The sequence below is a fragment of the Collinsella ihumii genome, from assembly GCF_900046475.1.
Lineage (GTDB): Bacteria > Actinomycetota > Coriobacteriia > Coriobacteriales > Coriobacteriaceae > Collinsella > Collinsella ihumii.
Window position 1 is genome coordinate 185,863 of sequence record NZ_FCOU01000009.1, and the last position, 15,330, is coordinate 201,192.

Sequence of the window (15,330 nt, forward strand, 5' to 3'; positions counted from 1 at the left end):
GTTCCACACGGGACACGCGGCGAGAGGGCCACGGGGATGTACGCCGTGGCATGCCATTCGCAGCCACGCAAGCCCAAAGGCAGCATTTCCCTATTCGTTCAGGATGAGCGGGATGATCTCGTCGCCAGCCTCGGTGCGACCCATGGAACGCTCCGCGATCTCGTCGTAGGCGGCGGCAAGATCCCAAGGCAGCTCATCGTGCAGCTCGATATCGCGGCCCGTCACCGGGTGGGTGAACTTCACGCGCCACGAGTGGAGAAACTGCCGTGTGAGCCCGAGGTTCGCGCGCTCGCTCCCCTTGCCGTACAGCGGGTCTCCCACAAGCGCGTGGTTGATGTGGCGCATATGAACGCGGATCTGATGCGTGCGCCCGGTATACAGATGGCACTCGACCAGGGTGTAGCCCTCATCGCCACGCTCGGCCTCGAACCGCTCCAGCACCTTGAACGTCGTGATGGCCTGGCGCGCAAAGGGATCGTCGGAGACCGCCATCTTCACACGGTCGCGCGTCGAGCGCGCGATACCCGTGTTGATGGTACCGGAGTCCATAGCGATGTAGCCATGGCACAGCGCGACGTACCGGCGGTCGAGCGTGCGCAGGCGGATCAGGTCCTGCAATGCGCGCTGCGTGTTGTCATCCTTCGCCGCAAGCATGAGCCCTGACGTATCGCGGTCAAGACGATGCACGATACCGGGCCGGTCCTCACCCTGCAGCGTGCCCAAGTGGTCGATGCCGCAGTGATATACCAACGCGTTGGCAAGCGTGCCCGACTCGTGCCCATGCGCGGGATGGCACACCAGGCCGCGCTGCTTGGAGAGCACGATCAGATAGTCATCTTCATATCGGATATCGAGCGGGATGGCCTGCGGCTCGAGCGCACCGGGATCGCGGACCTCGGGAAGATCGACTTCGATGCGATCGCCCTCTGCAACCACCTGCTTTTTGGAATAGCACGTCTCCCCGTTCACGTCGACAGCGCCCGATTCGATGAGCTTGGCGCATGCCGAGCGAGACGGGCACGCATCCTGGTTGCCCAGGAACTGGTCGAGACGCACACCCGCATCAAGCGAGGTCACGAGAAACCGAACGTCGCTCATCGCGAATCACCGCCTCGCGGGGCCTTCTCAGCCCTTTCATCCGCGCCTTCCCTGTTTGCCGGGCTCAGCAAAAAGCCGACAAACGCGATGACGGCACCGCAGGTGATGCCGATGTCAGCAACGTTGAACACGGGAAAGCTGATGAACGTCGTGGCGAAGAAATCCGTGACGAAACCGAACAGCATGCGGTCGATAGCGTTTCCCACAGCCCCTCCGGCGAGCATGCCGAGACCGATGACCTCGAGCCTGCTCACAATCGGGGCGCGCCACAGATACACGACGGTGAAGACGACGACCGCCAGCGCCAGGATCACGAACACGAAGCCGAAACCCTCGCCCAGGCTGAACGCGGCCCCCGTGTTCATGGCAAAACGAAGCTCAAGGATGCCGGGAATGAAGTCGGCCGACGTGAACCCGGCGCTCACCGCATCGCGCATCATGACCTTCGTGACCTGATCGACGATTAAAAACGCGACGAACAGGATGCCCGCGACAGCCGCGCGCCATGCGCGTTCAGGCACAAAGGGCTTGATCTTGTTGTCTGCCACGGGCGACCCCTTTCAAAAGACTGCGGAGACGGGCGTCCGTCCCCTCATGAAGATGCCGCGCGACTTCAGGTTCGCGCGGCATCTCGCTTCAGGTGAGGTGCGACCTTACGCGCCGATCGCCTCGGCGCAGCGGTCGCAGATGTGAGCGTGCTCGCCGTGCACGCCGGTGGACTCGCGGAAGTTCCAGCAGCGATCGCAGCACTCGCCGTGAGCGGCCTCGACGCGGGCGGAGAACTCCTCGCCGGAGGAAAGCTCGAGCTCGGAGACGATGAAGAACTCGGCGAGGTCGCAGGCCTTGTCCCCGGTCAGGAGGGCGTATGCCTCCGCAGGGGCGGTCGCGACCACGCGCGTGGCCTGGCTCTTGGTGAACGTGCCGGCGGCACGGGCATCCTCGAGCGCCTTGGTGACCACACCGCGCAGCTCGAGCGCGGCCTCGAGCACCGGCTTGTACTCGTTGGCGACCTCGAGCGAGATCGGCGCCTGGTACCAATCGAGCAAGGCCGCGTACTCCTGATGGTCGCGGCAGCCGGCGGGCGCGAACGCCATGACCTCGTCGCAGGTGAATGCGAGGATGGGCTGCAGGTCGCGCAGAAGCATGGACAGCAGCTCCGCCGTCACCGTCTGGGCGCTGCGACGAGCCAGCGAACCGACCTTCTCGCAGTACAGGCGGTCCTTCAGGGCGTCGAGGTACACGTTGGAGAGCTCGGTCACCACGAAGTCGTAGAGCGTGCGGTACACGCGGTTGAACTCGTAGTTGGCATACGCGGCGTCGACCTCGGCCTGCACCTGGGTCAGGCGGGCGAGCATCAGCTTGTCGAGCGGCAGCAGATCGTCGAACGCCACGCCATCGGTCTCGGGGTCGAACTGGTCCTCGAGCTCGGACAGCAGGAAGCGGAAGGTGTTGCGGAAGCGACGGTAGGCATCCGAGGTGCGCGCGAGGATCTCATGGTCGATGGCGACATCGGTCGACGTGTCGACCGATGCGACCCACAGGCGCAGGATGTCGGCGCCCATCTCGTCGCAGACCTTGTTGGGGTCGATCACGTTGCCGAGCGACTTGGACATCTTGCGGCCCTGGCCGTCCAGCGTGAAGCCCTGGGAGACGACGGCCTTGTAAGGCGCGACGCCGTTGGCGCCCACGCTCGTCAGCAGCGAGCTCTGGAACCATCCACGGTGCTGGTCGGAGCCCTCGAGGTACACGTCCGCCGGGTACTCGAGCTCCTCGCGGCCCTCGCACACGGCGCGCCAGGACACGCCGGAGTCCCACCACACGTCGAGGATGTCGCGGTCGGCCTTGAGGTGATGGCCGCCGCACTTGGGGCACACGCAGGCGTCGCCGAGATAGCTCTCGGGAGCGTCGGTGAACCATGCGTCGGAGCCCTTCTCGTGGAAGAGCTTGATCACGGCGTCGAGGGTGTCGTCGTTCATGATCTTCTCGCCGCAGTCGGCGCAGGTGTAGCTCGGGATGGGCACGCCCCAGTTGCGCTGGCGCGAGATGCACCAGTCGGGACGCTGCTCCACCATGGCGCCGATACGGTTGGCGGCATGCTCGGGATACCAGCGCACGTGGTTCTGGATGGCGTCGAGCGCCTCTTCGCGCAGACCGGTCTTGTCCATGGAGACGAACCACTGGTCCGTGGCGCGGAACAGCACCGGGTTCTTGCAGCGCCAGCAATGGGGGTAGCTGTGCGTGATCTTCACCTCGGCGACAAGGGTGCCGTGGTCGCGCAGGTACTGGATGATGTGCGGGTTGGCCTCGTCGGTGTCCATGCCGGAGAACGGGCCGCCCGTGCCGAACGTGTCGCCGACATAGAACTTGCCGTCGTCGTCGACGGGCATGCAGATGTCCATGCCCTCCTTCAGGCAGACGTAGTAGTCGTCGACGCCGTGACCGGGAGAGTTGTGGACGATACCGGTACCGTCCTCGGTGCCCACGTAGTCGGCAAGCAGGGCCACGCCCTCGATGTCGTCGAAGATAGGCTGACGATAGTGCAGGTGGTCGAACGTCTCGGCCGGCACCTCGTAGGGCTTGCCGTCGACCATGACCGGCGTGCACTCCCAGCCGGCGATGTCGCACACCTTGGCTGCGAGCTCCTTCAGCATGATCTCGGCGCGGCCATCATGCTCGATGGCGGTGTAGATGGCGCCCGGCTTGAGAGAGACCGCCTGGTCGGACGGGATGGTCCAGGGGGTCGTGGTCCAGATCACGAAGTCCACCGGACCGTCGAAGCCCTCGAGACCCGCCGGCTTGCTCAAAAGCTCGAAGCGCACGTAGATGGACGGCGAGGTCTCGTCGCCGTACTCGATCTCGGCCTCCGCGAGCGCGGTGTGGCAGTGCTTGCACCAGTGAACGGGCTTGTGGCCGCGATAGATCATGCCCTTGTCGAACATGGCCTTGAAGACCTCGATATCGGCGGCGTCGTGCTGATGGTAGAGCGTCAGGTACGGATTGTCCCAATCGCCCAGCACGCCGAGGCGCTTGAAGCCCTCGCGCTGCAGATCGATGTTCTCGACCGCGAACTTCCGGCAGAGCTCACGGATCTTGTCGGTCGGGGTCGCGTTGAACTTCTCGGTGCCGAGCATCTCCTCGACCTTGTGCTCGATCGGCTGGCCGTGGCAGTCCCATCCGGGGACATACGGCGTCTCGTAGCCCTGCATGGCCTGATAGCGCTCGATGATGTCCTTCGAGATCTTGTTCATCGCGTGGCCGACATGGATGGGGCCGTTCGCGTACGGAGGACCGTCATGGAGGATGAACTTGCCATGGCCCTCGTTCTTCTTGAGCATCTGCTCGTAGACATGGTTTGCCTGCCAGCGCTTCAGGCGCTCAGGCTCGCGCTGCGCCAAGGCCGCCCGCATGGGGAACTTGGTCTTGGGCAGGTTCATGCTGCTCTTGTACTCGTTTGCCACGAATACTCCCTTCCCGTCGAATGGGCGCTCGCGTGCATGAAAAAAGCGCCCGTCCCTGCAAGCTGGGACGAAGCGCTCACGGAACGCGGCGATACCGCCGCGATCAAGCTCCTCGCTATACCACCCAGCTTAGGCATGATGCCCGTACTCGGCCGACCACATGACGACGGTCGTCCCGGCGACGTCTACTGAGCGGAACCTTTTGGGACGGGATCGCTTTCCCATACCCGGCTCCACCGTTCGGGTCGCAGCTCCGGGGTGATATTCGCACGGTCGCGCACGCAGGCTTTTCAGCTGCCGCCTGCTCTCTTGAGGTGCACGGTGGTCGGCTACTCGTCCCCTTCACAGCCATTGGGAGGCATGGTACCACGATTACGTGATACTTTGGAGAGGCGAATAAAACCACCATGCGAAGGAAGGCAACAGCAATGAGGATCGGATATCTCGGTGCGGGAAACATCTCAAGCCAGATGGCGGCGACCGTCGCGCGGATGGACGAGGCGGAAAACTACGCGGTCGCCGCGCGGGACGCCGACCGGGCGCGGGCGTTCGCGGACACATGGGGCTTCGAGCGCGCCTACGGATCGTACGAGGAGCTGCTGGCGGACCCCGCGGTCGACCTGGTCTACGTGGCGCTCCCCCATTCCCACCATCATCGTTGGACCATAGCGGCGCTTGAGGCGGGCCATCACGTCCTGTGCGAGAAGGCCTTCGCCGCGAATGCCGCGCAGGCGAAAGAGATGATCGAGTGCGCCCGCTCCCGCAACCTGCTGCTGGCCGAGGCGATCTGGACGCGGTACATGCCCTCCCGGACGATGATCGACGACATCATCGCGAGCGGCGCCATCGGCCGCGTGCTCAACGTCGACGCGAACCTCGGCTACAAGGTCGACATGAACGAGCGCATGGTCAAACCCGAGCTGTGCGGCGGGGCCCTGCTGGACCTCACCGTCTACCCGCTGAACTTCGCGAGCATGGTGATGGGCGACGGCATCAAGGGCATCGACGCGCACATGGTGCCCATCGCCACGGGCGTCGACGGACAGGACTCCATCATGCTCACCTACCGCGACGGCCGCATGGCCACGATGTTCACGACCATGCACTGCATGACCGACCGCCGCGGCCTCATCTGCGGAACCGACGGCTTCATCATGGTGGAGAACATCAACAACCCCCAGAAGCTCTACGTCTACGCGGCAGACGGGCTGAGCTGCGAGCTCAAAGAGGAGATCTCGGTGCCCGACCAGATCTCGGGCTACGAGTACGAGGTACTCGCCTGCAAGCGGGCCATCGAGAGCGGTCAGGTCGAGTGCCCCGAGATGCCTCACGCCGAAACACTGGAGATCATGCACCAGCTCGACGAGATCCGCGCCCAGTTCGGCATCGTGTTCCCCTTTGAACAGGTGTAGGCTTTCCGCGATATGAACGCGACGTCTGCGGCCGACCCTGAAGCTTCACAGGGCTACAATGTGACGCTGACCGCACGTTCCTCACGCCACAGAAGAAAGAAGGCATCATGCGCACGATAGAGATGAGCGACTACACCGTCGGCGAGGATTGCTTCGAGGCGATACCGGAAACGCTGGCCTCCTATGGAGCGTCAAGCGTCGTTCTTGTCGGCGGCGAGCGGGCCCTGGCGGCTGCGGCGCCGGGTATCAAGGCCGTGCTCGAATCGACGGATATCGAGGTACTCGACACGATCGTCTACGGCAAGGACGCCACGCGCACCAACGTGAACAGGCTTCTTGCGAACGAGGGCTTCGCGGCGGCCGACGTCGCCTTCGCGATCGGCGGCGGCAAGGCCATCGACACGGTGAAGACGGCGGCGCTGGAGCTGGACAAGACCGTGTTCTCGGTGCCGACCATCTGCTCCAACTGCTCTGCCGCCACGGCGATCGCCGTCATCTACCATGACGACGGCTCGCTTGAGGGCTATGCCTATCCTCCCTGCCCCAAGCACATCTTCATCAACCCTTGCATCATCGCCGAGGCGCCTGCGGAGTATTTCTGGGCGGGCGTGGGCGACGCGCTCTCCAAGCAGCCGGAGGTCGAATGGGCCACGAGCACGCGCGAGCTCGGCCACACCGCGAGCCTGGGCCTCGCGCTCGCCCATACCTGCACCGAGCCGCTCATGACCTGGGGTGTGCAGGGACTTGAGGACGTGCGCGCCGACCGTTCGACCGAGGCCGTCCGCCAGATCGCGCTCGATATCGTCGTGAACACGGGCTACGTGTCCAATCTCACCAACCAGCCCGACTTCTACTACAACTCGACGCTCGCGCATGCGTTCTACAACGGCTCGACTGGCATCCACCGTCCCGGCCGCACGCACCTGCACGGCGAGGTCGTGTCGTTCGGCGTCCTCGTCATGCTCGCGTATGCGGGCGACACGGAGCAGCTCGAGCGCTATGCGAGGTTCAACAAGCAGATGGGCCTTCCCGTCACGCTCGCCGAGATCGACCTGGACGAGAGTCATCTGGATCGGCTGACCGAGCTCGCGCACAACACGAACGAGTGGAAGCAGGCCAACCCGGTCGCCTTCGACGACGAGCAGTTCATCGCCGCCATCAAGGCAGCCGACGCCTACGGCCGCTCTCTCTCCTAGTGCAAATCGGGGACGAATGCAAATCGGGGACGTACCTTTTCCATGCATGTTTGCACGAAGGGGGCAGGCCTTACCGCCTGCCCCCTTCGTCTTATAGCGAGATGCCGAGCGAAGCCTCTACCAGGACACCCGCTAACAAGACCCCGAACATGTACCCAGAACTGAGAGTGCGGGCCCCGAACAGGGGCCTCACCCGCGTTACTGGGTAGCGTTGCCGGGTGTTCGACACCTCCCGTAAGCGCTCGCCCCGCCTGCCGCGTCGGCAATCCCTATGCAGCGCGACCGTCACGGAGCGACCGAACGCAAAGGGCGGCGGATCCGCACCTCGCTAGTGCTCCTTGACGCGAAGGTAGATCTGCCGCTGTCCGTTCGCACTCGTCGGCTCATCGAATTCATACGCGCCGAGCGACTTCATGAACGGGCTGAGCTTGCGATACCCGTAATTGCGAACGTCGAAATCGGGCAGGCGCTTGGAGAGCTCGTTGCCCATCTGGGCGAGCGAGACCCATCCGTCGTCGTCGGAAAACTTGTCGCAGATGGCGTTCACCGTCTTGCGGATCTTCTTGAGGTGGCGGCGCCGGTCGGCCTTGCTCATCTCGCCGAAGGGAACCTCACCGGAATCCGGCGCATCAGCGAGCTCGGCCAGCTCCGCCTCCTCCTTGCGCCCAGAGCCCTTGCTCGGCTGCTTCCTGCGCGATGACGCCTTTGCGCGCGCCGCGGGTGGCTCGGCGTCCTCCTCATCCTCCGCCTCCTCCTCGGCAACATGGGCCGCATACAGCAGGTCGAGGTACTTGAACGAGTTGCATGCCGAGATGAACGGCTGGGGCGTCTTCTGCTCCCCCATGCCGATGACGACCATGCCGCTCTCGCGCAAGCGCGCCGCCAAACGCGTGAAATCCGAATCAGAGCTCACGATGGCGAATCCGTCGACCGTGCCCGAATACAGGATGTCCATCGCGTCGATAATCATCGCGGAATCGGTCGAGTTCTTGCCATAGGTGTAGCTGTACTGCTGCATGGGGATGATCGAGTTGTCGAGCAGGCAGCTCTTCCAGCTGCCGAGGCGCGGGCTCGTCCAGTCGCCGTAGATGCGCTTGTAGGTGGCGATTCCCGAGTTCGCCACCTCTTCGAGGATGATCTTGATGTACTTCTCCGCAACGTTGTCCGCGTCGATCAGAATCGCGAACCGGAGATCCGAATCCAGCGTATCGCTCATGCTTTTGTCCTTTTCATTCGTACGTGTTCAGTCGTATTGTCGCATGGTTTTCCGTACTCGATAGCTTTTCCAGCTCTCGAACGCGAACACGCTCCCCCGTCCTTTCCGCAATTCATGAAAAACTCCCTCGTCGGGAGTTGCTATCCTGCGGAAACGCGAAAACAAGGCGTGCAAATTCATGAATAACCAGCATGCGACACGAGGAGTCCCGAGACAACACCGCCCCGTTCTCAAGAAAAAGCGGCGGCCCTGCCATTATCGACAGGGCCGCCGCCAAGCGCATATCGTGCGTGCGCGCTACGCCTGAGGCTTGTTCGCGCCGGGCATAAACGGGTTCTCGCGGCGCATGAGCGTCATGAACTCCTCGCCCGTGATGGTCTCCTTCTTGTAGAGATAGCGAGCCAGCTCGTGCAGCTTGAACTTGTTCTCGCGCAGAATCTGCAGCGCACGGGCGTGGGCGTCGGCGATGACCTTCTGGACCGCCTCGTCCACGCGCTCGGCCGTACCCGGGGCGCAGGTGAGCGACGTGTCCTGGTTGAGGTAAGCGTTCTGCACGGTGCCGAGCGCCATCATGCCGAACTCCTCGGACATGCCGAAGCGGGTGATCATGTTGCGCGCAAGCTTGGTCGCCTGCTCGATGTCGTTGGCGGCTCCCGTCGTCATCTCGCCGAAGATCAGCTCCTCGGCAGCGCGGCCACCGCAGTAGACCGCGAGCTTGTCGAGCACCTCCTGCTTGGTGGTCAGGAACTTCTCGTCCTGCTCGACCTGCATGGTGTAGCCGAGCGCACCGCTCGTACGCGGGACGATGGTGATCTTGGTGACCGGCGCGCCCTCCTTCTGGCTCGCCGCCACGATAGCGTGACCGATCTCGTGATAGGACACGACCTGCTTCTCATGATCGGATAGCACCGTGGACTTACGCTGCTGACCTGCGATGACAACCTCGACGGACTCCTCGAAGTCCTCCTGGGTCGCGAGCTTGCGGCCCATGCGCACGGCGCGCAGCGCGCCCTCGTTGATGATGTTCGCGAGGTCAGCACCCGAGGCGCCGGGCGTCGCGCGCGCGATCGCCGTCAGGTCGATGGGCGGCTGGGTCTTGACGTCCCTGAGATGGATCTCGAGGATCGCCTTGCGGCCGGTCAGGTCGGGAAGCTCCATGGGAACGCGGCGATCGAAGCGGCCTGGGCGCAGCAGAGCGGGGTCGAGGCTGTCGGGACGGTTCGTCGCCGCGACGACGACGATGCCCTTCGCGTTGTCGAAGCCGTCCATCTCGGTCAGCAGCTGGTTCAGCGTCTGCTCGCGCTCGTCGTTGCCCGAGAAGCCGCCGCCGTCGCGCTTCTTGCCGATGGTGTCGATCTCGTCGATGAAGACGATGCAGGGCGCCTTCTCCTTGGCCTGCTTGAACAAGTCGCGGACCTTGGCGGCACCGCGGCCGACGAACATCTCGACGAACTCGGAGCCCGAGATCGAGAAGAACGGGACGCCCGCCTCGCCGGCGACGGCCTTGGCGATCAGCGTCTTACCGGTGCCCGGAGGGCCCACGAGCAGGACGCCGCGCGGTAGCTTGGCGCCGATGGCCTCGTAGCGCTCGGGCTTCTCCAGAAAGTCGACGACCTCCTTGAGCGACTCCTTGGCCTCTTCCTGGCCGGCGACGTCCTTGAAGGTCACGCCCACGTCCTTAGAGGCAACGATACGGGCGCCGGACTTGCCCAGTCCGCCACCGCCGAAGCCGCCAAAGCCGCCCGAGAAGTCCATCGAGGGGTTGTCATCGCCCATCGCCTTCTTCATGCGGCGGTTCAGCCACCAGCCGAACAGGAAGAAGATGATGATCGGCGCGAATGTAATCAACAGGTAGAGCCACGTGCCCGAGTCGTTGCTCGGAATGATGACGTTGACATTGGCGTCGGATTCATCGATCTTCTGCGCAAGATAGTTCTCGGAACCCGGCATGACGGTCGCGCGATACGCCACGTCTTCCGAGTCGTTCTTAAGCGTGTACAAGGCCTGCGTGTCCGTGCCTGCTGTGTAGTCCATGTCCTCGACCTTGTTCTCGTCCAGGTCGTCGAGCATGGTCGAGAAGCTCACGCCCGTGATCTGCTGCCTGGTGGTCAGCTGCGGGAACAGCACCTGATTGAGCACCAGGTACAGAGCAAAGGCGATGAGCACGTAGAGGATCATATTTCGTCTACGTTTGTGATCATCCATCTCCATTGGTAACTCCGTCTCGTAAGGTTGCAATGGTACAAGGATACCCAAGTGCGGAAGCGATAGACAAAAAATCGCAGCGAGTAACCTGCAAACACAATCGCCAAGGCGGATTCGCCCGACACGGCATGATTCCACGAATGATGGCACCCGCCGCTCGGCAATCCCCTATCATAGGTGGGCCGCGATTGAAGAAGTGGGTAAGGGGGAATCGATGGCATTCGGAAGAAGATCAGCTCGTCACGCCGGGGCGGCATCCCTGGACGTCACGCAAGGCGTCATCTGGAAGCAGCTACTGCTTTTGTGCGTCCCGATCTTCTTCAGCTCGTTTTTCCAGCAGGCGCACGCCCTGATCAATACCTTCATCCTCGGGCAGTTCGGCGGGAAGCTCGCGCTCGGCGGCGTGCAGGCCACCGCATCGCTCTTCGAGCTTGCCGTCGGGTTCTCCGTCGGTCTCGGTGCCGGATGCGCGGTCATCTCCGGCCAGTTCTTCGGGAGCCATGACGACGAGCGGCTCTCGCGCTCCATCCATACCGCCATGACAATCGCCCTGGTGCTCGGACTCACGATCTCGGCTGCCGGCATCATCTTCATCCCGCACATCCTCGAGTTCATGGGCACTCCCCAAGACCTCATGGGCGAGGCGGTTCCCTATTCGCGCTTCTACGCCGCAGCCATGGTCTGCTCGCTCGTGCTCAACATGGGCTCGGCGCTGCTTCGTTCCGTAGGCGACACGCGCACGCCTGCGCTCATCATCGCGAGCGGATGCTTCATCAACGCCGTGCTCGACGTGCTGTTCGTCGCCGTGCTCGGCCTCGAGGCGATGGGGTGCGGCATGGCGACTGCCATCACCCTCACGATCAACGCGACCTTCATGACGCGCCGCCTCATGAAAGCCGACGGCGCCTGGAGGCTCGACCTGAAGAAGCTCGGCATCGACGGAAAGATCTGCAAGCGCATGATCTCGACCGGCCTGCCGCTTGGCATCCAGTCGTCGCTCTACTCGATCTCGAACATCATCCTGCAGTCAACCGTCAACACGTTCGGGACCGACGCAGTCACCGGTTGGGGCCTGTCGGGACGACTCGACGCCTTCGTGTGGATGGTGACCGAGGCGCTCGGCGTGTCCATGACCACCTTTGCCGCGCAGAACTTTGGCGCTCGCAACTACGAGCGCATGCGCCGCGGCTACCACACGTCCCTTGTGATCACCGTCGCGCTGATCGGCAGCATGTCGGCGCTGCTCGTCGCCTTCGTGGGACCGCTCTCGCGCATCTTTATCGACGATCCCGCGGTCACGAACTACACGACGATCATGATCCACTTTATCGCGCCGTTCTACGCGTTCTACTCGATCGTCGACAACACCTCAGGCGCCATTCGCGGTTCCGGCGAAAGCCTGCGCCCGATGCTGTTGACCATCCTGGGCACCGTCGTGTTCCGCGTGATCTGGCTGCTTGTCGTGGTGCCCGCCCATCATGCGATCGAGACTATGCTCATGGTCTACCCGGTGACCTGGTTCCTGACGGCCGTGCTGTTTGTTGCCTACCACCACTGGGGCCACTGGCTGCGCCACGCCGAGGCGAAAGCGGTCGCATAGCTGAGCGGCAGGTCCTACCCCTTCCTCGCCTTTACGCGCATTCGCCTCACCACGGTACCGCCCGGCGCGAAAGCAATTGATCAATATGCCCCAGGGAACCACCGATCAACGGTGCCGTCCTCCCCTCAGTCGCGTCAGAGGGCCCCAGGGAAGCGCCCTCCGGGAAAGGTGGCTAGAAATTTCTGTTTTGCTGTCGCTGGGTCGGAACGAAGGGATAGGAAGCCCGCCAGGTGGCATCGATGTATCCCGGCAACGCCAAAATCGAGGATTTGAGGCCTCAAAATCCGACTTCGTAACCAGCCAATAACGTCAAGACAGTAATATCAGACATTTCCGTGCGTGCGTCTGACAGCAAAACAGAAATTTCTAGCCACTTTCCCTTGCCGAGCATTTATTTCCGGCGTCATTCATTGATTTTTCGCTTATGCTGTATATGTATTCCGATATGCCCAATTCCCAAAATAACCGCCGAAAGAATCAGCCATAGTACCTTGCCGTAAATACCCAGCAGAATGAAAGCGGCGACTGGCAGTGTTGCGCCTGCAAGAGGTATACCGAGAAATCCACTGTAAAAATCGCTGAGTTTTCGGTTACTGCGAAAATAGTGAGTATTCGTCCGCAGAGAAGCCACTAAATATTGCCAACTGGAGCCGGGGGTATTGCGCGTGAGAGCCGGGCGCGGTGCCGCAGGGAGCCGCGCCCGGCATCAGCTCGTCAGCCGGATCCGCTGCCGAGCTTCCTCCTCATGTTGAGCTCGCCCATCTCGACCCACGCGGTGCCGTGCACGATGCGGTCCATGATCGCGTCGGCGTGCACGCCGCCCCCGAGCCGCGCGTGCCAGTCCTTCTGCCTGAACTGGGTGCAGAGAACCGTCGAGCACGAGCCGTAGCCCGCCTCCATGAGCTCGAGCAGGAAGCCCCGGAACAGCTCGCCGGGGCGGTCGAGCAGCCACTCGTCCAGCACGAGCACCTGGAAGGCGGCGTACTTGCGGGTGAGCTTGCGCTCGCCGCCCGTTCGCTCGCGCGCCTCGCGCCACGCCTCCTCGAGGTCGGGGCAGCGTATGTAGCAGGCGCGCATCCGTCGCTGGCAGGCGGCCTTCGCGAGCGCGCAGGCCAGGTAGGTCTTCCCCGTGCCCGTCGGCCCCTGGAGCACGACGTTCTGGCCGCGCTCGGCGAACCCGCAGGTCGAAAGCTCGGTGACGAGCAGCCGGTCGAGCCCGCGCTCCTCCGAGAAGTCTATGGAGCGCACGTCCGCCTCGGGATAGCGCAGGCCCGCGCGCTTGGTGAGGTTGCGCACCTTGGACGTCAAGAAGGACGAGGGGGTCGTCGTTCATGATCTGCTCGCCGCAGTCGGCGCAGGTCATGCCCATGCACATGCCCTCGTCCTGCGCCGCGAAGGCGTCGAGCAGGTCGGATGCGCCCATGTCGCGCAGCTTGCGCCTGGTCTCCACGGAGAGGTCCATCTCCCTACACCTCCCCGTAGAAGTCCGCGCCCCGGACGTATCCGGCTCGTCCACGCGGTCGGCCGTACCCGGGGCGCAGGTGAGCGACGTGTCCTGGTTGCTCCTGAGTATCGGCTCCACATCCCGGTAGCGCGGTGAGCGCCTCCCCGTCGCCAGCGCCATCTCGCACGCCCTCTCGAGCCGCGGGGCGGAGTACTTGTGCGAGAGCCTCAGCACCGCGAGCGCGGCGTTGAACCCCTGCTCCTCGAACTCCACGGACTGGAATATCCGCTCGACGACGCCGGCGCACGACGGGCCGACCCTCTCCGCCCAGCGCCGGATTCGCCCGGCGTCCCAGTCCGAGTACGACCCCCCGTCCGGCAGGTCGGCCTCGTGCGTCGAGTACCTGTTGCGCGCGTATGCCGGGAACAGCGGGTGGGTCGCGAGCCGCTCTCCGCCCAGGAAGACCTCGACGGTGGACTCAGTGACGCGCAGGTCGACCGTCCTGCCGACGGCGAGATGGGTCACCGAGTAGAAGTTGCGCTTGTACGACACGTGGCAGTTGCGCTGGACCTTGCGCCCGTACACCCACTCGCAGACCTCGTAGGGGACGGCCGGCAGCGGCCTCAGGAGCGGGCGTTCCTGCTCCTCGAAGACCTGCCTCCGCGTGCCCTCCCGTTTGGAGAAGGGGCGGGAGTTGTGCTCGTCGACCTTCTTCCTGACGGCCTCCTTGAGCGCGCCGAAGTCCGTGAAGACCGTTTCGCGCAGCGCCGCTATCACCTCGGTGGCCGCCTGCCACACCTCGTTCTCCACGCTGGGCTTGTCGCGCGGCCTCCTCACGCGCGCGGGCATCACCGCCGCCCCGTAATGGGCTGCCATCTCCCGGTATGCGTCGTTGATGACGACCTCGCCCTCGCGGGGATGGCGCTTGACGCCCGTCTTGAGGTTGTCCGGCACGATGCAGGGAGCCGCGCCGCCGAAGTAGCCGAATGCGTGCACGTGGCAGCGAAGCCATGTATCCTGCTTCATGTCGAGCGTCGGCTCGACCCACGACATGCGGCTGAAGGGCAGGCAGGCCACGAACAGGTAGAACTCGGAGATCTTGGACGTCGCCGCGTCGACTGCCGCCATCGTCGGCCCGGCCCAGTCGACCTCCATGATCCTTCCCGCCTTGTGCCCGACGCGGCTCACGACGCTTTTCCTCACGGTGAACTCGCGGTAGCGCTTGCAGAAGCGGTCGTAACCCATCGACGCCTCGCCCCTCGCGGAGCACGCGTCCCGGTACTCGGCGTGCAGGCGCTTGAGCGTCACCCCGTCGCGGGCGAGCTCCCTGTGGATGCGCCCCCAGTCGGGATCGGGGTAGACGGTGGCCTCGTGCGCCCTCTCGGGGAAAAGGCGGTCGTAGACCTCGCGGTCCGAGAGCGGGCGGGCGTCCTCCCACCCGAAGCCCTCCCGCTTGGCCGCGGCGAGCACCGCGGTCACGCTGTTGCGCGACACGCCGAGGGACGCTGCGATGGTGCGCCCCGACAGCCCGGACCCGTCGAGCCTCAAGATGTCCTTGGCCCTGATTCTATTCGCCATGCTGAAAACCTCCTTCGTCTTGACTCCGACATGGCAAGACGAAGGTAGCAGCAGGCGGCTCCCTTGCGAAATATCGATGGCTCTCTATGCCAATATCTGACGTTGGCCACCAGCGGCTCCCAT

9 protein-coding genes and 1 pseudogene are annotated in these 15,330 nt (G+C 63.8%); 3 read left to right on the plus strand and 7 right to left on the minus strand.

Annotated features, from left to right (window positions below; translation table 11 throughout):
- Positions 1-90 precede the first annotated feature (90 nt).
- The 3 genes from BN3789_RS07550 to ileS form a co-directional block, all read right to left on the minus strand.
- Positions 91-1,098 (minus strand): RluA family pseudouridine synthase, encoded by a 1,008-nt coding sequence (locus BN3789_RS07550; RefSeq protein WP_066832326.1) that lies wholly within the window; start codon positions 1,096-1,098, stop codon positions 91-93.
- A complete protein-coding gene (gene lspA / locus BN3789_RS07555) occupies positions 1,095-1,646 on the minus strand; it encodes a signal peptidase II (protein WP_079989177.1) in 552 nt (183 codons plus the stop codon). Before lspA ends, BN3789_RS07550 begins: the two co-directional genes overlap by 4 nt.
- 105 nt (positions 1,647-1,751) lie before the next feature.
- A complete protein-coding gene (gene ileS / locus BN3789_RS07560) occupies positions 1,752-4,556 on the minus strand; it encodes an isoleucine--tRNA ligase (protein ID WP_066832329.1) in 2,805 nt (934 codons plus the stop codon).
- Between the two features lie 428 nt (positions 4,557-4,984).
- Here ileS and BN3789_RS07565 point away from each other — a divergent pair, with 428 nt between their 5' ends.
- A complete protein-coding gene (locus BN3789_RS07565) occupies positions 4,985-5,968 on the plus strand; it encodes a Gfo/Idh/MocA family protein (RefSeq protein WP_066832332.1) in 984 nt (327 codons plus the stop codon).
- A gap of 107 nt (positions 5,969-6,075) precedes the next feature.
- On the plus strand, positions 6,076-7,164 hold the full coding sequence (locus BN3789_RS07570) for an iron-containing alcohol dehydrogenase family protein (protein WP_066832335.1): 1,089 nt from the start codon (positions 6,076-6,078) through the stop codon (positions 7,162-7,164).
- A gap of 328 nt (positions 7,165-7,492) precedes the next feature.
- Here BN3789_RS07570 and BN3789_RS07575 read toward each other — a convergent pair whose 3' ends face one another.
- Together BN3789_RS07575 and ftsH are read right to left on the minus strand one after the other, a co-directional pair.
- Entirely contained in the window at positions 7,493-8,380 is an 888-nt protein-coding gene (locus BN3789_RS07575) for an NYN domain-containing protein (RefSeq protein WP_066832337.1), read from the minus strand.
- A 297-nt stretch (positions 8,381-8,677) separates the two neighbouring features.
- Positions 8,678-10,591: an ATP-dependent zinc metalloprotease FtsH gene (gene ftsH / locus BN3789_RS07580; RefSeq protein WP_187119129.1), complete on the minus strand. Its 1,914-nt coding sequence runs from the start codon at positions 10,589-10,591 to the stop codon at positions 8,678-8,680.
- Positions 10,592-10,799: 208 nt separating this feature from the next.
- Here ftsH and BN3789_RS07585 point away from each other — a divergent pair, with 208 nt between their 5' ends.
- Positions 10,800-12,185, plus strand: a complete 1,386-nt coding sequence (locus BN3789_RS07585; RefSeq protein ID WP_066832343.1) for an MATE family efflux transporter — start codon at positions 10,800-10,802, stop codon at positions 12,183-12,185.
- A 714-nt stretch (positions 12,186-12,899) separates the two neighbouring features.
- Here the strand turns inward: BN3789_RS07585 and BN3789_RS13495 are convergent.
- Together BN3789_RS13495 and istA are read right to left on the minus strand one after the other, a co-directional pair.
- Positions 12,900-13,481: an ATP-binding protein gene (locus BN3789_RS13495; protein ID WP_411431532.1), complete on the minus strand. Its 582-nt coding sequence runs from the start codon at positions 13,479-13,481 to the stop codon at positions 12,900-12,902.
- Positions 13,482-13,651: 170 nt separating this feature from the next.
- Positions 13,652-15,207, minus strand: a pseudogene (gene istA, locus BN3789_RS13425) (IS21 family transposase).
- Positions 15,208-15,330 lie beyond the last annotated feature (123 nt).